Consider the following 20648-nt stretch of genomic DNA (forward strand, 5'->3'; position numbering starts at 1 on the left):
CCTAGCGTCCGATCAGAAAATCCAGAACTCCGATCAGCCCGTACGCGACGAAGCGAAGCGCGAACAGGGCGACGATCGGGCTGATGTCGAGCATGCCGCCGATCGGCGGGATGAAGCGGCGGAAAATGCTCAGGTAGGGCTCGACCAGCTTGCCCAGAAACTCGCCGATAAAGCTCTCGCGCGCGTTGGGCAGCCAGGAGAGCAGAATATAGCCGATGATCATGAAGCTGTAGATCGTCTCAAGCGTATCGATGAGACGGACGTAGTCGAATCCCAACGGTTAGGTCACCTCATCTTTTTCTGAAGTCTTCTTCTGCCAGCATTTCCGTTATGGTGCCCTGAACATCGACTGAATCCGGCGTGCACAAGAAAATATTTGGACCGAGCTTGGAAATATGCCCGTTCAGCGCATAGACCGTGCCGCTCAGGAAATCGACGATGCGGACGGCGAGGTCCGTGCGGACGCGCTGCAGGTTCACGATGACCGAGCGCCGGTTGCGCAGATGGTCCGCGATTTCCTGAGCCTCGTCGTAGGAACGCGGCTCGTTCAGCACGACCCGCATGTTCTTCTGGGAATGGATGCTGACGATGTTGCTGCCTTTGGATTGCTTACGCGTTTCGGCCGGAGAGGTTTCAACTTCCTGCTCGTCATGCGCCTGTACGGTCTCTCGCTCGATGATCTCCTCCTCGTCCTGCAGGCCGAGGAAATTCATGAACCGGTTCATCACCTTCACACACGCTCCTCCTCATGGCCCACCAGGACGGTTCCAAGCCTCACCCGGGTGGCGCCTTCCTCAATCGCGATCTCGAAATCGTTGGACATGCCCATCGACAGCTCTCTCAGCGGCTCCGCGAACCAGCCCTTGGCGTTGGCCTCGTCGCGCAGCTCGCGCAGCCGGCGGAATACCGGCCGAGTCGCCTCCGGGTCCTCCTCATGCGGAGCCATCGTCATCAGCCCGACCGGGAGGACGGACGGATAATCCCGCAGCCCCCTCGCCAGCTCCTCCAGATCCGCCGGCTCCAGGCCGTGCTTGGACAGCTCGCCGGAGACGTTCACCTGGATGAAGCAGGGCACCTGGATGCCGAGCGCGGCAGCCTTGCGGTGTATCGCCTCCGCCAGCGGGAGCCTGTCCAGCGAATGGATGTATGTAAACTTGCCTACGACGTCCTTGGCCTTGTTGGTCTGCAGCGAGCCGATGAAATGCCACTCGGGCGCTTCGCCGGCCCGCTCCGCTCCGTACTCCTCCGCCAGCGCCTCCCACTTGGCGCGGGCGTCCTGCCAGCGGTTCTCGCCGAGCTGGCGGCAGCCCGCCGCCAGCGCCTCGCGCGTCCGCTCCAGCGAGACATACTTGGTGACCGCGATGACGCTCACCTCGCGGGGATCGCGTCCCGCACGGCGGCACGCCTCCGCGATCCTCCGGTCTACTTGCGCCTTGCGCTCCAAGAGCGACATCGGCGTCACCTGCCCTTCATGCCGATCCAGCTCGCCATCCTTCCCGTACGCCCTCCCTCCATGCGGTGGGAGAAGAACAGGTCGCGGCGGCAGCCGGTGCACCACTCCGAACATTCGATACGGGTCGGCAAAATTCCTGCTTTTATCATAATCTGTCGGTTCAGCTCTTTCAAGTTCAGGCGGCCGTGCCCTGGCGACGACGGCTCGATTGTCTCGGCCAGCCGGACGATGCCCGCCTCCGCCAGCTCCGCGAGCAGCGGCCGGACGCGCTCGAGCACCGGCTCATCCACCTCGTAGCAGCACGGACCGATGGACGGACCGATCGCCGCGCGGATGTCCGCCGGCACGCTGCCGTACCGCTCCGCCATCGCCTCGACCGTGCGGCGGGCGATCTCGAGCACGGTGCCTTTCCAGCCGGCATGGGCCAGCGCGACCGCCTCTCGGACGGGGTCCCAGAAATAAAGCGGCACGCAGTCGGCATACAAGGAGACGAGCAGCACGCCGGGCTCATCCGTCATGAGCGCGTCGGTGTCCGGCACGGCCGTCGCACGGCTCGACAAGCCCCGCCCCGCGTCCGCCGCACCGACCGCCTGCACCGCGCAGCCGTGCACCTGCTCGCCGCAGACGAACGCCTCCGCCGGCCAGCCGAGAGCCTCCGTCAGCCGGCGGCGGTTGTCGACGACGTCCGCATCGCGGTCGCCGACATGCAGGCCGAGGTTGAGCGACGCCCACGGCTCCCCGCTATTCCCGCCGCCTCGTCCCGTGAAGCCGGCCGTCAGTCCGTCCTTTTCCTTTACCCATGATTCCAACAAAAAAAGCGAAGCTTCCTTCGCCTCATCCCGTCTATGTCGCTGAACGAACGGCTCCATCCGATCCTCACCTCGTCGTCTAGTGTAGCACGAGCCGCTCCGTCCCCGCTACGGCTCCCGCCGCTGCAGCGGCTTCACCTGAATGTCGTCGTCCTCCAGATACGTCTTCGCGCCGGCATTCTCCATGCGCACGAGCACGACGTCGGCTCCGATCTTGACGATGTTGCGCCATGGGATGACGAGCTCGCTGCCGTTGCCGAACATGCCGAAAAACTTCGTGTAATGCGGCACGACGATCGATTCGATCCGCCCCTGCCGAAGGTCGATCTCCATGTCGGTGATCTGGCCCAGACGCTTGCCGTCGATGATATTGATGACATCCTTCGTCTGAAAGTCGGAGATTTTCATGATCATGAGGCGCACTTCCCGTCCTAGGATGGTTTCGGTCCCTTCCATGTATATGTTCCGGACGAGGCGAACAGCCCTCCGGACGCGGAAAAAAAGGCGCCGATCGGCGCCCTTTGAGTTCTGAATCCGCTATTCAGGTCTTCACATGCTTCTGCAGCTGCTGGATGGCCGACTTCTCGAGGCGCGACACCTGAGCCTGGCTGATGCCGATCTCGTCCGCGACCTCCATCTGCGTCTTGCCCTCGAAAAACCTCATGGAGAGGATCATCTTCTCGCGCTGGGCGAGCTTGTGCATCGCCTCGCGCAGCGCGATCTCCTCGATCCAGCCGACATCCTTGTTGCGGTCGTCGCTGATCTGGTCCATGACGTAGATCGGATCGCCGCCGTCGTGGTAGATCGGCTCGAACAGCGAGACCGGATCCTGGATCGCGTCCAGCGCGAACACGACATCCTCCTTGGGCACGCCGAGCGCCTCGGAAATCTCGAAAATCGTCGGCTCGCGGGAATTCTGGTTCGTCAGCGCGTCGCGCACCTGCAGCGCCTTGTAGGCGATGTCGCGCAGGGAGCGGGAGACGCGGATCGGATTGTTGTCCCGCAGATAGCGCCGGATCTCGCCGATGATCATCGGCACGGCGTAGGTCGAGAACTTGACATTCTGACCGAGATCAAAGTTATCGATGGCCTTCATCAGCCCGATGCAGCCGACCTGGAACAGATCGTCCACGAACTCTCCGCGATTGTTGAACCGCTGGATGACGCTGAGCACCAGCCGCAGGTTTCCATTCACCAGCTTCTCTCTGGCCGACCACTCGTTTTTCGTCTGAAGAGCGGTGAACAGCTCTCTCATTTCAACATTGGTAAGGACGGGGAGTTTGGCGGTATCCACTCCACAGATCTCGACTTTATTTCGGGTCAACGTGACTACCTCCCAAGGAGAAACATTAATAAGCATTATCTCCTCGGGCTTCATTTTTATTCCTGCCGGAAGCTCCGTCCGCATCCCCCGAGAGCATCGGGTAAGCGCCTTCAGGCAGGCGCCGGAAGGGTTTCCCCATCGCCAGCGCGAGATAAAAAAAACCGGGGCAGGATTGCCCCGGCTTGGACCGGCATAGACGGTTCATTTCCCATAGAAATTCAAGGAGAAATACTTGTAGTCGACCGGCTCCGCGCGCGGATCGGCCTGCTCCACGCTGCCCCGGTACAGGACGCGGCGCGAAGCTTCGTCGTAGACGACGACGGTCGGTTTTTTGCCGGCCAAAAAGTTGTCGTAAATCCGGCCGCCCTGCATTGTGATGCTCCGTTGCGCGGTGTCGGACTCTTCGAGCGGAAGCGGCTCCGCAGCCGCTTCTCCAGAGCGCGGGTCGAGGAAATGGAGGATCGGCTTTTTCATTTGTTCGTTGAACGCATAGAGAATTCCGCCGTGCAGGCGCGGCTCCAGCCCTTGCTTGAGCCGATCCATGCCCGCCTTGGGCAGCTCCCAGGTCTCGCCGCTGGCATAATCGTAGCCGACGAGGCGCCACTCCTGCAGCAATGGCGGCGACGGCTGTTCCTGGTTCGTCCCATCATCATGCTTGAGCCGCTTCACGTTCAGCATGACGATGCCGGAGGCGTCCATTTGCCGCACTTCCTCGATGAGCTCCACAGTCGTTTCGCGAGGCAGCTCCGTTTCAGGCGCATTACGGAAAACCTCGACCGTGCCGACACGCTCTCCGGAGGCGCTGTCTACAATGTGGTCCTCGTAAACCCACAGACGCTGCCCCTCCGTCAACGGCGAGTAGTCGCCGCGGACCAAAAGATGGATCCGTCCGTTCTCCAGCTGCACGTCCACGATGCTGCGGTTGTAAGAATGAAAATCAGACTGCTTCGTTCCTGCCGGAAGCTCGATCGGAACCTCGAGCTCGCGGACGCCGCCGCTCGCCCGGTCAAGCAGGCGGACGTCGATCGTCGAGCGCTCGTCGTCCAGATCGGCTCCGATGACCGTAGCGTCATCCCGATAGTACGAATCATCCATCCGATGGCCCCTCATGAACGAGCGATGGGCGAGAATGAGCTCGTTCCGCTCCGAGTAGTAGTGGTCCGGCTCCATCAAGTCATGGAACGGCGCGGAAAGGAACCTGCTGCCGGTCCGCTCTCTGCCGCCGTCAGCCGTCAATCGGGAGCCGAGGCCGTCCAGGACGAAGCCGTTCATGACCGCTGCGTCCCCCTCCTCCGTCGTCAGCCGGTAAGGAGGCTTGCGATCCGCTGACGCCGCGGCAACGTAACCGATCAGGACGAGCGCGCTGAGCGCCGCCAGTCCGATGCTGTATCCGTATTTTTTCATAAGTCCTCCTTAGACCGAGACCTTGCCGCGCAGCAGACGCCAGCCGAGCCAGAGGGCCGCTGCCGCGCTGACGAGCAGCACGCCGATGAAGAGCGCCAGCAGCTCGGTAGGGTAAAGAAAGCTGCCCCTGTCCTCCGCCCCTGCCCATAGCCAGACGAGCAGCACGAACGCCGCCGCGCTGAGCGCCAAGCCTCCGAGCAGTCCTTTGAGCCGGTAGCTGCGCTCGAGCAGCGCCGTCGTGAACAGCAGCAGCACGATGACGAGGCCGAGGCCGTACACGAGCAGGAATTCCGTCAGCCGCACCGGAATGAAGATGACGAGATCCGTGCTTCGGATCGTATCGATGAACGTTCGTTCGATGCGCAGCTGGTGCGGAATCTGGACGTGGTACAGCAGCATCTGTCCGGCGACGATGACGATCTGCCAAGCGAACAGGCTGAAGACGAACGTCAGGATCGCCGCCAGCTTGGACAGATAGAGCAGGAAACGGGGATGAGGCAGCATGAGCAGCCGGTAGGCGAAGCTCGCCCGGCCGAACCAATCCCGGTACCAGATGATCAGCGTGTAGGCGGCGACGACGACGATGCAGCAGGCGATCGCGACGCCCGTAACGCCGTCCAGCTCTCCAAGCAGCTCCAGCAGGGAAAGGCCGCTGTTTTGGAGCTTGAATTCGGCGAGCGTCATGCCGCTCCGCTCGATCTGGCTGAGCCGGGTTCGGGTCACCATCGACAGCCCGCCAAGCTGGATCAGCGCGACGAGCGCCATCAAGCCGAGGAGAATGCCGCGGAACCGGCGGATTTCCAGATCCGCCAGCTTGAGCAGCGCAATCAGATTCGTCTTCATCCCCGGTACACCTCCCTCATGACGTCGATGACCGACTTGCCGTGCTCCTCGCGCATCTGCTCGCAGTCGAAGTCGCGGACGACGCGGCCTTGATCCAGCAGCACCGCATGGTCGATCAGATGCTCGATGTCGCCGATCTCATGCGTCGTGATGAGCACGCCCCGGTCCTCGACGAGCTGGCTCGTGAACACCTCGGCGATCAGCTCGCGGCTGAACAGGTCGATGCCGGAGAAGGGCTCGTCCATGAGCACGTAGTCGACGTCCTGCGCCATGCCGAGCACGAGGTTGAACTTCATCGCCGTGCCCTTGGACAGGCGGCCGATCTTCTCTCCCCGCTCCAGGCGGAAAAAGCTCATCAGATCCTCGGCTCGCGCCGGATTCCAGCGCGGATAGAAGTCGGCCATGAACTGCAGGCCGTCGCGCAGCCGCATCGAGCCCGGCATCGTCAGCCGGTCGGGGATGAAGGCGATCGTATTGTATGCCGCGGGCGAGATCGCCTGGCCGCCGATGCGGATGCTCCCGCCGTCGATCGGCGTCAGCCCCATGATCGCCTTCAGCACCGTCGACTTGCCGGCGCCGTTCAGTCCGATCAGGCTGGTGATCTGCCCCTTCTGCGCCTGGAACGAGACGCCGCCGAGCACTTGCTTGCGCCGGTATTTCTTGCGGATGTCGCTGACCTCGATCATGGCAGCGGCCCTCCCTCGCTCGGCTCAGCCGCTGCTTCGCCCCGCCCGTATTTCTCGCGCACGAGCTCGACCAGCTCCTCGACCGGAGCGTCCAGACGGCGCACCGATTCGACGAATGCCTGAACCGCCTCGCCGAGCAGCTCGGAGCGGATGCTTCTCAGCGTGGCCGCGTCGCTCGTGATCCGGCTGGGAGAATTGCCTTCCGTGACGATCAATTGCTGTTCCTCCATTTCCTTGTACGCCTTCTGGGCCGTATTGGGGTTGATCTTCATCCGCGCCGCGAGCTCCCTGCGGGAAGGCACATGCTGTCCCGCCTCCAGCCAGCCGGTCGCGATCAGCTCCTTGAAGTGCCGGACGACCTGCAGGTAGACCGGATCGCGGCTGTTCATGGCCAGCTCCGGCCATTCGTCGATGCCCATCTCACACCTCGCTTCTAAGTGTGTGTACTACTTGGTTCATACACGATCTATGTGTATTATGCGCATCATACACCTGACTGTCAATGGCTTGCAAAAAAATAGCCGCCCTCCACGATGGGAAGGCGGCGTTTCGAACTTGCCGAGATTCGTCTTACGCCTGGCTCATCTGGGCGACATGCAGGCGGCTGTAGATGCCTCCGGCCGCGACCAGTTCCTGATGCCGGCCTTCCTCGGCGATGCCGCTGCTGTTGACGACGAGGATGCGGTCGGCGCTCCGCACCGTGCTGAGGCGATGCGCGATGACCAGCGTCGTGCGGCCGACGGACAGCTCCGCCAGCGCCGCCTGGATCGCCGCCTCCGTCTCGGTGTCGAGCGCGGAGGTCGCCTCGTCGAGGATGAGGATCGGCGGGTTTTTGAGGAACATGCGGGCGATGCTCATCCGCTGCTTCTGCCCGCCGGACAGCTTGACGCCGCGCTCGCCGATGACCGTGTCCATGCCGTCCGGCAGCGAGCGGATCAGCTCGTCGAGCGACGCCCGGCGCGCGGCGTCCCATACCTGCTCGTCGGTCGCGCCCAGGTCGCCGTAGGCGATGTTCTCGCGGATCGTGCCCGAGAACAGGAACACGTCCTGCTGCACGATGCCGATGTTGCGACGCAGCGACTCCACCGTCACGTCGCGGATGTCATGGCCGTCGACGGTGATCGAGCCGCCGTCGACCTCGTAGAAGCGCGGCAGCAGGCTGCAGATCGTCGTCTTGCCGGCTCCGGAGGGACCGACGAAGGCGACCGTCTCGCCCGGCCGGATCGTCAGGTCGATGCCCTTCAGGATCGGGCGGCCCGGCTCGTAGCTGAAGCTTACGTTCTTGAACTCGATCGCGCCCTTCGCCCGCTCGAGGACGGCGGCGTCCGGCTTGTCCTTGATGTCCGGATCGGTGTCCATGATCTCGCAGTAGCGGCCGAAGCCGGCGATGCCCTTGGGATAGCTCTCGATGATGGCGTTGATCTTCTCGATCGGACGGAAGAACACGTTGGAGAGCAGCAGGAACGCCAGGAACTCGCCCATCTCGATGCGGCCATCGATATAGAACCAGGCTCCGAACAGCAGGATCAGCACCGTGATGAGGCGCATCATCACGTAGTTGAGCGTCATGCTGGCGGACAGCGTCTTGTAGGCGATCAGCTTGGTCTGGCGGTAGTTCGCGTTCTCGACCGCGAACAGCTTGTTCTCATGCTCCTCGTTGGCGAACGACTGCACGACGCGGATGCCGCCGACGTTGTCCTCGATGCGGGCGTTGAAGTTGCCGACGTTGCCGAACATCCGGCCGTACGTCTGCCCCATTCGCTTGCCGAAGTAGATGATCATCCAGGCGAGCACCGGCACGATGATGAAGCTGATGATCGCCAGCTCCAGGTTGAGGTACGCCATCAGGCCGAACGCCCCGACGAGCGTCATGACGGCGATGAACGCATCCTCCGGACCGTGATGCGCGAGCTCGCCGATGTCGTTGAGGTCGTTGGTCATGCGGCCGATCAGATGCCCGGTCTTGTTGTTGTCGAAAAAGCGGAAGCTGAGCTTCTGCACATGGCCGAACAGGTTGCGCCGCATGTCGGTCTCGATGTTGATGCCGAGCATATGGCCCCAGTAGGTGACGATGTAGTTCAGCAGCGCCGTGACGCCATAGACGGCCAGCAGGCCGACCGACGCCCAGACGATGAGGCTCCAGTTGCCGGTAGGCAGCAGGTCGTCCGTGAAGCGGCCGACGGCGATCGGGAACGCCAGCTCCAGCAGGCCGGCGATGACGGCGCAGGTGAAGTCGAGGATGAACAGTCCTTTGTACGGACGATAGTACGAGAAGAATCGGCGGAGCATTTCTTCACTCATTTCTGCGTTGAATTATGAAAGGAAAACCTATACAAACATTGTAGTGAGACTCGTTCTCAAAATCAAAGCTTTTTTTCATTAAAGTTGTTTTTTCCGAAAAAGCCGCGAAAAAACCGGCATCTGCAGCGATGCCGGCCGTCCTCATTCCGTTTGCCCTCCGCCCCGAGCCGCTTGGCGCCGGGCCGGGCTCAGACCATCTTGTTGAACTCCTTGCGCAGCCGCTTGATGATCCGCTTCTCCAGCCGCGAGATGTACGACTGCGAGATGCCGAGCTGGTCGGCGACGTCCTTCTGCGTCTTCTCTTCCCCGTCGGCAAGGCCGAAGCGCAGCTCCATGATGATGCGCTCGCGCTCGGTGAGCTTGTCAAGCGCCTTGTGCAGCAGCTTGCGGTCGACCTGCTCCTCGATGTTGCGGTAGATCGTGTCGTTCTCCGTGCCGAGCACGTCCGACAGCAGCAGCTCGTTGCCGTCCCAGTCGATGTTGAGCGGCTCGTCGAAGCTGACTTCCGTCCGCGTCTTGCTGTTGCGCCGCAGGAACATGAGGATCTCGTTCTCGATGCAGCGGGAGGCGTACGTCGCGAGCTTGATCTTCTTCTCGGGATCGAACGTATTGACCGCCTTGATCAGTCCGATCGCTCCGATCGACACGAGATCCTCGATGTGGATGCCGGTGTTCTCGAATTTGCGCGCGATGTAGACGACGAGCCGCAGATTGCGCTCGATGAGCATCGCCCGGATCGCGCTGTCGCCGGACGGCAGCCGCTCCAGCAAATACTCCTCCTCTTCCCGGGTGAGCGGGGGAGGCAGCGCCTCGCTGCCTCCGATGTAGTAGATCTCCTGGCTTTTCAGCCCGAGCAGGAACAGCAGCCGGTAATAGTACAGATGCAGGTTCAAGCGCAGCTTCACCATCATGGGGTCTCCATCTCCTTCGATTCTGGGATCGTCGTTCAGCCCGCCTGGCTCTCGACCAGGGAGGGATGTATGATGGCGCGGTACGAGCCGTCCGCGACCAGCCTGCCTCCGTCCAGCCCGATCAGCACCTTGCTCGACTCGCTCCGGCTGCCTTCCCGTTCGATGACGACGCCGTCGGGCTTGAGCGCGAGCATGAACTGGGTGCCCTTGTTGATGCCGCGATAAGGAACGAGCCGGATCCGGTCCTGCCATTTGAATTCTTCCTCGCCGAGCTCGGCCACCAGCCGGTCGACCTGGCCGTCCCGGATGCCCTTCATCCATCCGGGCGGGATCTCGTCCTCCCAGAGCGACGCCTCCATGACCATGACCGGCGTTCTCGACAACGGATCGTAGAGCTGGTTGCCCGTATCGACGAGGCCGGTGCAGCGATGCTCCGACTCCCCGATGCGGACGGTCACCTCGGCCAGATGGGAAAGCACCAGCTCCTTCTGCCGCCTGCCGGCGACGACCGAGCGCATGAGATACAGGCCGATCGCCGCGACGCTGACGACGAACCATAGGCTCGTCTGCAGCTCGACCGCCATGCCGTCCTGCAGGAAGCGCATCGTCCGCCACACCTCGTCCGATCCGGACATCAGCATGTAGTGGGCGCCGAGCACGGCGCCGGCCGCGACGAAGTTGACGGCGTAGAACGCGCCGATGAAGCGCAGAAAGCTCCGCGTATCGCGGAACCCGAAGGCGACGTAAAGCATCGCAAGCGAGATGCCGGCCTTGATCGCGATCGTATAGAGGAAGGACAGCGGCGGAAACAGCATCAGCACGACATAGGCCGCGCCGATCGACGCCGCAGTCAGCACGCGGACCGGCCTCGCCTTCACTCCCCGGATCCAGGCGGTCAGCAGCAGCATCGAGCCGTCTACGAGCAGCTCTCTCAAAAAAAGGACGTCGACGTAAACGGCCAGCGAAGCTCACCTTCCTTGGTCCGCGGCGTAGCTTGAACCCGGAGAACGAATGAACCCAGTATAGTCCAGCCCCCCTCTCGATGTCTGTCTAATCCTGCCGCTTCGGCCGCTCTAGTTTTGTCGGATCGGGCGGATGCCGCGACGACAAAAAACCGCCCCTTCCGGTTGGAAGGGGCGGCTGTTCGGCCTGGTTCGAATGGCCCTAGCGGTCGCCGCGAGGGCGGTTGCGCAGGAAGGCCGGAATTTCCAGCTGGTCGCTGGAAGCGTTGTTGAACGGCTTCGGCGAGGCAGACGTCTGACGAGGCTCGGCAGCCTCCGGAGCCGGAGCATGGCTGACGGGACGGCGTACCGGAGCGGGACTCGCCGCCTTGTGCTCGAAGCCGGTGGCGATGACCGTCACCTTGATCTCGTCCTTGAGGTCCTCGTTGATGCTCGCGCCGAAGATCATGTTCACCTCGGGATCGGATGCCTCGATGACGATCTCGGCCGCTTCGTTGACCTCGTACAGCGACAGGTTGTTGCCGCCGGTGATGTTCATGATGACGCCGCGAGCGCCGTCGATCGACGTCTCGAGCAGCGGGCTCTGGATCGCCTTGCGCGCCGCTTCGGCGGCGCGGTTCTCGCCGGTCGCGATGCCGATGCCCATCAGCGCGGAGCCGCGCTCGGTCATGATCGTCTTCACGTCGGCGAAGTCAAGGTTGATGAGCGCCGGCTCCGCGATCAGGTCGGAGATGCCCTGCACCGCCTGCCGCAGCACGTTGTCGGCCTCGCGGAACGCCTCGAGCATCGGCGTCTTTTTGTCGACGATCTCGAGCAGGCGGTCGTTCGGGATGATGATCAGCGTGTCGACCTTTTCCTTGAGCGCCTCGATGCCGAGCTCGGCCTGGTTGGAGCGCTTGCGTCCTTCGAACGTGAACGGACGCGTCACGACGCCGACGGTCAGCGCGCCGCATTCGCGGGCGATCTCGGCGATGACGGGAGCCGCGCCCGTGCCGGTGCCGCCGCCCATGCCCGCCGTGACGAACACCATGTCGGAGCCCTTGAGCGTGCCGGCGACGAGGTCGCGGGACTCCTCGGCGGCTTTTTTGCCGACCTCCGGATTGGCGCCGGCGCCGAGGCCGCGCGTCAGCTTCTCGCCGATCTGCAGCTTATGCTCCGACTTCGCCAGATGGAGCGCCTGGGCGTCGGTGTTCACGGTGATGAACTCCACTCCCTTGACGCCGTTGTCGATCATCCGGTTGACCGCGTTGCTGCCGCCGCCTCCGACACCGATGACTTTGATCTGAGCCAGTTGTTCCAGGTCAATATCGAATTCCAACATTCTATTTCCCCCGATCAGATGAATTCACTGAACATATTCTTGATTCGTTCAATCATGCCGGGTTTAGCGGGGGCGGCGGTTCCCGTCTTGCGGCTTGCCTGCTTCTTGACCGCTCCCGAGTTGCGAATCGTCATGTGCTTGCTGACGTACTGGATCATGCCGACACCGCTGCCGAATGCCGGATCCCGCACGCCGATGAAGTCCGGCACGGCGATGCGCACCGTGGACTCCAGCTCCTGCTGGGCGACCGTGAGGGTGCCCGGCATGTTAACGGATCCGCCCGTCAACACATAACCTTGGACCTTGGCGCCGTATCCGAGGCGGCGCACTTCCTGCCGGATCAGATAGAAGATCTCCGCCATCCGCGGCTCGACGATGTTGGCGAGATCCACCTGGGAGAACTCCTTCTCGACGTTGGAGCCGAGGCGCGTGATCTTGAAGCGCTGATCCTCCGCGGAGTCGGTCACGGACGCGCAGCCGTACTTGAGCTTGATCTTCTCCGCCTGGTCGGTCTGCGTCCGCAGGCCGTACGAGATGTCGTTCGTGACGAACTCGCCGCCGACCGGCAGCGTCGACGTCGCGACGAGCCCGCCCTGCTCGAAGATCGCGAGCGTCGTCGAGCCCGCTCCGATGTCCACCAGCACGGTGCCCATCGTCTTCTCGTCCTTGCTCAGCGACATCATGCCGGAGGCGAGGGACATGAGGATGATGCCCGAGATGTGGAGGCCGGCCTTCTCGACGCAGCGGATCAAATTATGTATGGCCGTCTTGGCGCCGGTCACGATCGTCGCTTCCACCTCGAGGCGGACGCCGATCATCCCGCGAGGGTCGGAGATGCCTTCTAGCCCGTCGACGAGAAACTGCTTGGGCACGAGATTGATGATCTCGCGCTCCGGCGGCAGCGCGACGACCTTGGCCGCCTGCAGCACGCGCTCGATGTCCTCGTCGCCGATCTCGCGGTCCTCGTTCGACACCGCGACGACGCCGTGGTTGCTCTGGAGGGCGATATGGTTGCCCTGCACGCCTACGTAGATCTCGGAAATCTCGATATCGACCATGCGCTCGGCATGCTCGACCGCGCTGCGGATCGACTTGACCGTCTGGTCGATGTCGACGATCGCTCCTTTGCGGATGCCTTCCGAGTCGGCGGATCCAACTCCAATTATATTAATGGCTCCGTTGGCCACTTCGCCAATAATAACTCGAACCTTGGATGTACCGATGTCCAAACTGACGATGATGTCGTTGCTGCTCAATTGCGCGGCACCTCCGTTCCGGGTCGCTAGTTTCTATCGCCTGTCGTGAATATATCTGTCGTACATATTCCACGCTTCTGATATTTTCCCTCTTTTTTCTACATTTTTTTCACGAGGAAATTCATCCCAGCGCTGGCATTTTGCATGAAAGGCGCCTTCTCCAACTTGAAAAAAAGCCTATCTTAAATTCTACCATTCTTTGAAGCGAAATAAAAGGGCGGGCTTGCTCGGCGAGCGTCAGCGGGAGCCGCCCGCGCTCCCTTCGTCCGCGCTCTCCTCGGCCGATCCGAACGGCATGTACGTATCGGCGAGCAGCAGCGTCGCGCGCCCCGGCGAGCGCTCCTCGACGACCGAGTTGATCGTCGGCAGCTTGTCCTTCAGCAGCGAGACGGCGGTGACGATCTCGAAGCCGGAGCGGGTATAGATGCGGATGCGGTCCGGATAAGACTCGGTCGGGCTCGGACTGATCTCCGACAGATGGTCCAGGTCCTCGGCGCGGATGTCGGCGAGCGCCTCGCACAGCTTCTTCTTGACGGGATCGTCCTTGCGCCAGCCGGACAGCACGGGCTTGTCCACGACGGCGCTGCCGGCGTCGGCCTCCAGAATCTTGCCGCTGGCGAGAATGGCGCTCAGCTTGCCCGCGTCGTCCATCTCGAACGCGACGGGCGGGTACTCCTCCACGATGATCCGCACCTCGCCGGGAAACTTCTTCTCGACCGTCGTCCGCTTGATCGAGCCGAGCGCGTCGACGCGCTTCTCCACCGTGCCGGCCACCGTGCCGAAAAATGCATCCCCGGGGCGCACGCTCGCCGCCTCCTTGATGACGGCCTCCGGCGTGAACTGCTCGCCCGAGACGGTGACGGCGGAAACCTTGCTGATCGCGGAATTAAAGAAAAGAATGGACAATAGAATAAGGAAAAGAAGCACCAGGATCAGGATCAGCTTGCGGCTGCCCCGTTTTTTCGGCGGCGGCTCCTTCAGAAGCGGTATGAGTTCGGCCACGCTTGTCCCTCCTCAAGCTGTAAAGCCGGCCCATCCCCGCAAAAGCGGCGGATGGACCGTCGATGAATCGCCTGCCGGTGCTTCCGGCCGCGGCCGGTTCAGCCCGGCACCGCCCCGTTGTCCGGCACCGGCGCGCTGCGCGCGATGCGGGCTCCGAGACGGCTCAGCATCGATTCGATGCTGTCGTAGCCGCGGTCGATATGATGCACCTGCTCGACGATCGTCCGTCCTTGGGCGGCGAGCCCCGCGATGACGAGCGCGGCTCCGGCCCGCAGGTCCGTCGCCTCCACCGTCGCCCCGTACAGGCGCGGCACGCCCCGGATGATCGCCGCTCCGAGATCGACGCGGATATCCGCCCCCATCCGGCTCAGCTCGCCGACATGCTTGAAGCGGCCTTCGAAGATCGTCTCCTTCATGATGCTGACGCCGTCGGCCAGCGCGAGCAGCACCATGACCGGCGACTGCAGGTCCGTCGGAAAAGCGGGATAAGGCGACGTGACGATGCGCTCCACCGCCTTCGGACGAGACGAGGCGCTGACGGTCATGACGTCGCCGTCGATGGCGACGTTCGTGCCGGCGCGCCGCAGCACATGCACGAGCGAGGACAGATGCGCCGGACGCGTGTTCGTCAGCGTCACCTTGCCCTTCGTCGCCGCGGCGGCCACGAGCAGCGTGCCCGCGACGATGCGGTCCGGGATGACGCGGTAGGAGCACGGGCTCAGCGACTCGACGCCGTCGATCGTGATCGTGTCCGTTCCGGCGCCCATGATGCGGGCTCCCATCGCGTTCAGGAAGCTCTGCAGGTCCTGGATCTCCGGCTCGCGCGCCGCGCCGACGATCGTCGTGCGGCCTTCGGCCAGCGCGGCCGCCATCATGATGTTCTCCGTCGCGCCTACGCTCGGGAAGCTCAGATGGATGTCCGCTCCGATCAGCTTGTCGGCCCGGCAGGAGATCCGGTCTCCATTCTCTTCAAATTCGGCGCCGAGCGCGCGAAGCCCTTCCAGATGGAGATCGAATTTGCGCTCGCCGATGGCGCAGCCGCCCGGCTGGTAGATATGCACCTCGCCGAAACGGGCAAGCAGCGGCCCCATCAGGAAGATCGAGGAGCGCATCTGGCTCATCAGCTTCTCCGGAATATGGACATGATAGGCGGTCGCCGTATTCAGCGTGACCGTTTCTCCCTCATGCTCGGCGCGGCAGCCGAGCTCGCGCAGAATTTGCAGCATGACTTCGATATCGAGCAGCTGCGGCACGGATTCGATCGTCACTGTGCCGCAGGCGAGCACGCTGGCTGCCAAAATCGGCAGGGCCGCGTTTTTCGCCCCTTGGATAGCAATGGTTCCTGAGAGAGGTTGCCCGCCTTCAATCACCAATTTGTCCAAACCTACACCTCCAAGTTACCGCTCACCCACCACCAATACTTCGGGCATCAGTTCAATTCCCGTGCGGTTCTTGACCGTGCTGCGGATATGGGCGATCAGGGTGAGGACGTCTTCTGCCGTCGCCTGCCCGGTGTTGACAATGAAATTGGCGTGCATGGGCGATACTTGCGCGCCGCCGATCGAGAAGCCCTTGAGGCCGCTCTCCTCGATCAGCTTGGCGGCATGATGGCCCGGCGGGTTGCGGAACACGCTGCCGCAGCTAGGCTGCTGCAGCGGCTGGGTGCGCCGGCGGCGCTCCTTGTGCGTCGCCAGCGCCGCGGCGATCTCCTTGCGGTCGCCATGCGCGAGCTGCAGCGTCGCTTCCAGCACGACGCCCCGGCTGCCCGGATCCTGCAGGCGCGAGTGGCGATAGCGGAACGCCATCTCCTCCGGCCCCCATACGGCCAATTCCCCTGTCTCCAGCACGATTTCGGCGGAGTTGAATATATGCGACATGTCAGACCCGTGGGCACCCGCATTCATATAGACGGCGCCTCCGACCGTGCCCGGAATTCCCCCGGCGAACTCCAGTCCGGTCAGTCCCTGCTTGCCGGCCATCACTGTCAGCTTGATGATCGAATACGCGGCGCCGGCGCGCACGAGCGTGCCGTCGAATTCCGCGTAGTCCAGCGCTTCTCCCGCCTTGATGACGACGCCCCGGATGCCTTTGTCGCTCACCAGCATGTTGGAGCCTTTGCCGATGATCGTCCACGGCACGCCGCGGCGGTTCAGGATCGCCATCGCCCGGATCATCTCCGGCTTGCCGGCCGGAGACAGCAGGACGTCCGCCGGGCCTCCGATTTTCCAGGTGGTATGCCTGGCAAGCGGCACATGCTTCTGGATGCCGCCGATCGCGGCATCCTCCAGCTCTGCCATCCATGCCTCCATGGTCGTTCCTCCTCATGTGTCGGGGCTCGCGGCAAGCCATCCTCAAGCTGCAGCCCGGAGCCGCTTTCCGGCTCCGACGAATGCCACTCTCCCTTGCGGAAAAGGTAACCGGCCGCCCTCAAGCTGACGGACACGATTATGCAGTATCCTATGCCCAGCCGGACGCCGTGGTGACAGCCGCCCGGCGCCGCGAATCCCTTGCTGCTTGCCTGCGGGCCTTGGCAGCCCGCCGGCGATGAGGCCGCGCTCGAGCCTCGGCATGCCGGGGCTCGAGCGCGGCCTGATTCATGCGGCGCAGCCGCGCCGCCTTGCCTATCGCATCGATCCGCTTCGGCCGAAGCGGATCGCGGTGTTCGAATTGGAGTCCGCCCGAAAGCCGCCAGGCCACGCAGCCGCGCCCGCAGCGGCCGGGAATTCCCGGCCCGCCTTATCTTGAATAGCGGGACAGGCTCAGCAGGATGCCGAGCGCGGTGAGCAGCAGCGTCAACGACGAGCCGCCGTAGCTGACGAGCGGGAGCGTGATGCCCGTCACGGGCATGAGCCCGATGACGACGCCGATGTTGATCAGCACCTGGACGGCGACGATGCCGGTGATGCCCGCGCCGAGCAGGCTGCCGAACGTGTCCGGCGCGTAGATCGCCGCGCGCATCCCTCTCCAGATCAGGATGAGGAACAGCAGGATCAGCAGCGCGCCGCCGATGAAGCCGAGCTCCTCGGCCAGAATCGAAAAGATGAAGTCGGTCTGCGGCTCCGGCAGGTAGCTGTACTTTTGCCGGCTCATGCCGAGGCCGAGCCCGACCAGTCCGCCGGGCGCGATCGCGTACAGCGACTGGATGATCTGGTAGCCCGCGCCGAGCGGATCGGACCACGGGTCCATGAACGAGGTGATCCGCGCGAGCCGGTACGGAGCCGCCAGGATGAGGCCGACGAGGCCGATCGCCCCGACGGCGGCCAAGCCTCCGAGATGCTTCATCCTCGCTCCGGCGACGAACAGCACGAGCAGCGAGGCGCCCATCATGACGGAGCCCGTCCCGAGGTCGGGCTGCAGCATGATGAGGCCGAACGCCGCGGCCATCAGGCCGAGCGGCGGCAGCAGCCCGCGGGCGAACAGCGTCACCCGCTGCTGGTTGTCCGAGAGCATCTTGGCGAGGAACAGGATCATGCCGAGCTTCATGAACTCGGACGGCTGGATGCCGAACGAGCTGATGCCGAGCCAGCTGCGCGCGCCGCCGCGCACCGCGCCGATGCCGGGCACGAGCACGAGCACGAGCAGCGCGAAGCAGACCAGCAGCAGCGGCTTGGCGTATTTCTTCCATACATGGTAGTCCGTATTGGCCGTGAACACCATCGCGCCGATGCCGAGCGCGGCGAACAGCGACTGGCGCTTCACATAGTAGAACTTGTCGCCGAAGTCCTGGAACGCCCGCACCGCGCTCGCGCTGTAGACCATGATCAGACCGATGGCGAGGATAAGGGCGATGGAACCGATCAGCCATGCGTCCGGAGCGGACCGGGCTTTGGGCATGACGCAACACCTCTGGCATGGGAAAGTAGGGACGAGCCCCCTACTTACAAGGTATGCGCCGAATCCTTAAACATGTCCCCGCGCACCTCGTACGAAGGGAACATATCCCAGCTCGCGCAGGCCGGCGACAGCAGCACGGCGTCGCCCGGCTCCGCCAGCGAGGCGGCGAGCCGCACCGCCTGGGCGATCGAGGATTCGGCATCCTCCCCAGCATCGGCCACGCGCGAGTCCGGCATACCCGCCAGCTCCGCGACGCGGGCCAGCTTGCCTCTCGTCTGGCCGAGCACGACGAGCCCCTTGAGCCGCGAGCGGAACAGCGGCAGCAGCTCCATGTAGTCGGAGCCGCGGTCGAGCCCGCCGGCGATCAGCACGATCGGCCGGTCGAGCGACCCGACCGCCGTCGTCGTCGCCGTCGGGTTCGTCGCCTTGGAGTCGTTGTAATAGCGGACGCCGTCCGCCTCGCGCACGAATTCCAGCCGGTGCTCGACGCCGCCGAAGCGGCGCAGCGGCTCCGCCAGCGCCTGCGGCTCGGCGCCGATGGCGATGCAGGCGGCCGCAGCGGCCAGCGCGTTGGCCAGGTTGTGGCGGCCCGGGAGGATGACTTCCGCTGCCGGCAGCAGCGGCAGCTCTCTCCCGCTGCCGTCGCGGTAGACGATCATGCGCTGCGGCTCGGCCGCGGCCTCGTCCGCCTGACCGTCAGCCGGGAACGGCGGCTCGACGCAGACGCCCCGCTCCAGCCGCTGCTTCAGCGAGAACGGCAGCAGCCGCGCGCGCAGGCGCGGAGCGAGCTCGGCGCAGAACGGATCGTCGGCGTTCAGCACCGCGACGTCCTCCTCCGTCTGATGGGCGAACAGCTTCGCCTTGGAGGCGGCGTAGTCGTCCATCGAGCCGTGGTAGTCCAGATGCGTCTCGGCCAGATTGAGCAGCAGCGCGACGCGCGGGCGGAACGAGGTCGTGCCCTTGAGCTGGAAGCTGCTCAGCTCGGCGACGAGCACGTCGTCCGCGGATACCTCCTGCGCCGCCTCGCAGAGCGGGCGGCCGATATTGCCGGCGACGACCGGCTTGCGCCCTGCCGCCTTCAGCATCTCGCCGATCCAGGTCGTCGTCGTCGTCTTGCCGTTGGAGCCGGTGATGCCGATGATCGGCGCCGCCGACAGATGCCCGGCGACCTCGACCTCGGTGACGACCTCGACGCCGAGCTCCAGCGCCGCCGCCACCGGAGGCGCGCTATACGGAATCCCCGGATTCTTCACCAGCAGCGCCGTTGTTGAACCAACCAATTCCTGGGGATGGCTGCCGCAGACGACCGGGATGCCGAGCGCCTCGAGCTCTCCCGCCTCCGGACTGTCCTCCCGCGGCTTGCGGTCGTTCACGACGACGTCCGCTCCGAGCCGGTGGAACAGCTTGGCGACGGCGACGCCGCTGCGCGCCAGGCCAAGCACGACGACCTTGCGATCGCGGTATGCAGATGGATGATCCATCCAAATCCTCTCCTTATGCAGCAAAACGGCTTGCCGTCCCTTCGGACGGCTGCCGTTTGCGTGGAATATGCCGATCAGCCTCCGCCGATCCGGTACAGCGCGAGGCCGGCGGTCGCCAGCGCGAGGCCGACCGCCCAGAACACCGTGACGACCTTCCATTCCGACCAGCCGGACAGCTCGAAATGGTGGTGGATCGGACTCATCTTGAAGATGCGCTTGCCGCGCAGCTTGAACGAGCCGACCTGCAGGATGACGGAGATCATCTCGACGACGAACACGCCGCCGATCAGGACGAGCAGAATTTCCGTCTTGGTGAGGATCGCCGCCGCGGCCAGTCCGCCGCCGATGCCGAGCGAGCCGGAATCCCCCATGAACACCTTGGCCGGGTGCGCGTTGAAGATCAGGAAGCCGAGCACCGCGCCGACAAGCGCCGCCGTGAACACCGCGCTCTCATGCTCGGTCGCCTGCATGGCGATGATCGTGAACGCCCCCGCGGCGATCGCGCTCGTGCCGGACAGCAGGCCGTCCACGCCGTCGGTGAAGTTGACCGCGTTGGTCGTGCCGAAAAAGATGATGATGACGAACGGATAGTAGAACCAGCCGAAGTCCAGGCTGAAGCTCGTGCCCGGGACGGACACCACCGTGCTGTGTCCCATCTGGTAGAGCAAGACGCAGACGATGAGGCTGAACAGCAGCTGCCCGAACAGCTTCTGCTTGGCCGTCAGGCCGAGCGAGCGCTTGAGGGCGATCTTGATGTAGTCGTCGAGGAAGCCGACGAGCCCGAAGCCGAGCGCGCCGACGAGCAGCACCCAGAACTCCGTCGTCTTCTCCGAGAAGCGGAGGAACGCGACAGTGACCGCCAGCAGGATGATGATGCCGCCCATCGTCGGAGTGCCGGATTTTTTGAGATGGCTCTGCGGTCCGTCCGTGCGCACCTGCTGCCCGAATTTGAGCCGCCGGAGCAGCGGGATGCACAGCGGTCCGAGAATGACCGCGAGCAGGAACGAGACGCCGATTGTCATGAGTATCGCGAGCATGTCCATGCCTTCCACCCTGCCGCC

21 protein-coding genes are annotated in these 20648 nt (G+C 63.8%); all 21 read right to left on the reverse strand.

All coding sequences use genetic code 11. The features are described from left to right. Position 1: 1 nt before the first annotated feature. Positions 2–277, reverse strand: a complete 276-nt coding sequence (locus tag NYE40_RS14780; protein WP_101809334.1) for a YggT family protein — start codon at positions 275–277, stop codon at positions 2–4. 13 nt (positions 278–290) lie between these two features. After that, positions 291–734 carry a cell division protein SepF gene (locus tag NYE40_RS14785; RefSeq protein ID WP_028596999.1) on the reverse strand — a complete coding sequence of 148 codons (444 nt, stop codon included), beginning with the start codon at positions 732–734 and terminating at the stop codon, positions 291–293. Then, positions 731–1453 carry a YggS family pyridoxal phosphate-dependent enzyme gene (locus tag NYE40_RS14790; RefSeq protein ID WP_101809493.1) on the reverse strand — a complete coding sequence of 241 codons (723 nt, stop codon included), beginning with the start codon at positions 1451–1453 and terminating at the stop codon, positions 731–733. Before NYE40_RS14790 ends, NYE40_RS14785 begins: the two co-directional genes overlap by 4 nt. A gap of 5 nt (positions 1454–1458) precedes the next feature. Then, positions 1459–2322 carry a peptidoglycan editing factor PgeF gene (gene pgeF, locus NYE40_RS14795; protein WP_339278607.1) on the reverse strand — a complete coding sequence of 288 codons (864 nt, stop codon included), beginning with the start codon at positions 2320–2322 and terminating at the stop codon, positions 1459–1461. Positions 2323–2370: 48 nt separating this feature from the next. Continuing rightward, the gene (locus NYE40_RS14800; protein ID WP_028597002.1) at positions 2371–2670 is read right to left on the reverse strand and encodes a YlmC/YmxH family sporulation protein; all 300 of its coding nucleotides are present in this window, start codon (positions 2668–2670) and stop codon (positions 2371–2373) included. A gap of 133 nt (positions 2671–2803) precedes the next feature. Continuing rightward, positions 2804–3586, reverse strand: coding sequence for an RNA polymerase sporulation sigma factor SigG (gene sigG, locus NYE40_RS14805; RefSeq protein WP_028597003.1), 783 nt, complete (start codon positions 3584–3586; stop codon positions 2804–2806). Positions 3587–3787: 201 nt separating this feature from the next. Beyond that, positions 3788–4990 carry a hypothetical protein gene (locus NYE40_RS14810; RefSeq protein WP_339278608.1) on the reverse strand — a complete coding sequence of 401 codons (1203 nt, stop codon included), beginning with the start codon at positions 4988–4990 and terminating at the stop codon, positions 3788–3790. A gap of 9 nt (positions 4991–4999) precedes the next feature. Then, complete coding sequence (locus NYE40_RS14815; RefSeq protein ID WP_339278609.1) at positions 5000–5833, reverse strand: hypothetical protein; 834 nt, start codon at positions 5831–5833, stop codon at positions 5000–5002. Further along, positions 5830–6519, reverse strand: a complete 690-nt coding sequence (locus NYE40_RS14820; protein WP_028597006.1) for an ABC transporter ATP-binding protein — start codon at positions 6517–6519, stop codon at positions 5830–5832. The genes NYE40_RS14815 and NYE40_RS14820 overlap by 4 nt, the downstream gene beginning before the upstream one ends. Next, the gene (locus NYE40_RS14825) at positions 6516–6938 is read right to left on the reverse strand and encodes a GntR family transcriptional regulator (protein WP_028597007.1); all 423 of its coding nucleotides are present in this window, start codon (positions 6936–6938) and stop codon (positions 6516–6518) included. The genes NYE40_RS14820 and NYE40_RS14825 overlap by 4 nt, the downstream gene beginning before the upstream one ends. Before the next feature lie 151 nt (positions 6939–7089). Further along, the gene (locus tag NYE40_RS14830; RefSeq protein ID WP_028597008.1) at positions 7090–8808 is read right to left on the reverse strand and encodes an ABC transporter ATP-binding protein; all 1719 of its coding nucleotides are present in this window, start codon (positions 8806–8808) and stop codon (positions 7090–7092) included. A 200-nt stretch (positions 8809–9008) separates the two neighbouring features. After that, a complete protein-coding gene (sigE, locus tag NYE40_RS14835) occupies positions 9009–9731 on the reverse strand; it encodes an RNA polymerase sporulation sigma factor SigE (RefSeq protein ID WP_028597009.1) in 723 nt (240 codons plus the stop codon). Positions 9732–9766: 35 nt separating this feature from the next. Continuing rightward, positions 9767–10693: a sigma-E processing peptidase SpoIIGA gene (spoIIGA, locus tag NYE40_RS14840; protein WP_339280060.1), complete on the reverse strand. Its 927-nt coding sequence runs from the start codon at positions 10691–10693 to the stop codon at positions 9767–9769. A gap of 202 nt (positions 10694–10895) precedes the next feature. Continuing rightward, complete coding sequence (gene ftsZ / locus NYE40_RS14845) at positions 10896–12014, reverse strand: cell division protein FtsZ (protein ID WP_028597011.1); 1119 nt, start codon at positions 12012–12014, stop codon at positions 10896–10898. Between the two features lie 14 nt (positions 12015–12028). Next, positions 12029–13270 (reverse strand): cell division protein FtsA, encoded by a 1242-nt coding sequence (gene ftsA / locus NYE40_RS14850; RefSeq protein WP_028597012.1) that lies wholly within the window; start codon positions 13268–13270, stop codon positions 12029–12031. Between the two features lie 237 nt (positions 13271–13507). Then, a complete protein-coding gene (locus NYE40_RS14855; protein WP_028597013.1) occupies positions 13508–14272 on the reverse strand; it encodes an FtsQ-type POTRA domain-containing protein in 765 nt (254 codons plus the stop codon). Positions 14273–14370: 98 nt separating this feature from the next. Next, positions 14371–15654, reverse strand: coding sequence for a UDP-N-acetylglucosamine 1-carboxyvinyltransferase (gene murA, locus NYE40_RS14860; RefSeq protein ID WP_180968517.1), 1284 nt, complete (start codon positions 15652–15654; stop codon positions 14371–14373). A 15-nt stretch (positions 15655–15669) separates the two neighbouring features. Continuing rightward, positions 15670–16581, reverse strand: a complete 912-nt coding sequence (gene murB, locus NYE40_RS14865) for a UDP-N-acetylmuramate dehydrogenase (RefSeq protein ID WP_180968518.1) — start codon at positions 16579–16581, stop codon at positions 15670–15672. A gap of 427 nt (positions 16582–17008) precedes the next feature. Further along, complete coding sequence (gene spoVE / locus NYE40_RS14870) at positions 17009–18106, reverse strand: stage V sporulation protein E (RefSeq protein WP_101809353.1); 1098 nt, start codon at positions 18104–18106, stop codon at positions 17009–17011. A 44-nt stretch (positions 18107–18150) separates the two neighbouring features. Next, positions 18151–19587 (reverse strand): UDP-N-acetylmuramoyl-L-alanine--D-glutamate ligase, encoded by a 1437-nt coding sequence (gene murD, locus NYE40_RS14875; RefSeq protein WP_101809354.1) that lies wholly within the window; start codon positions 19585–19587, stop codon positions 18151–18153. A 74-nt stretch (positions 19588–19661) separates the two neighbouring features. Beyond that, positions 19662–20630, reverse strand: coding sequence for a phospho-N-acetylmuramoyl-pentapeptide-transferase (gene mraY / locus NYE40_RS14880; RefSeq protein WP_153783822.1), 969 nt, complete (start codon positions 20628–20630; stop codon positions 19662–19664). Positions 20631–20648: the final 18 nt, after the last annotated feature.

Origin of the sequence: Paenibacillus sp. FSL W8-1187 (genome assembly GCF_037965485.1) — a bacterium.
Lineage (GTDB): Bacteria > Bacillota > Bacilli > Paenibacillales > Paenibacillaceae > Paenibacillus_O > Paenibacillus_O pasadenensis.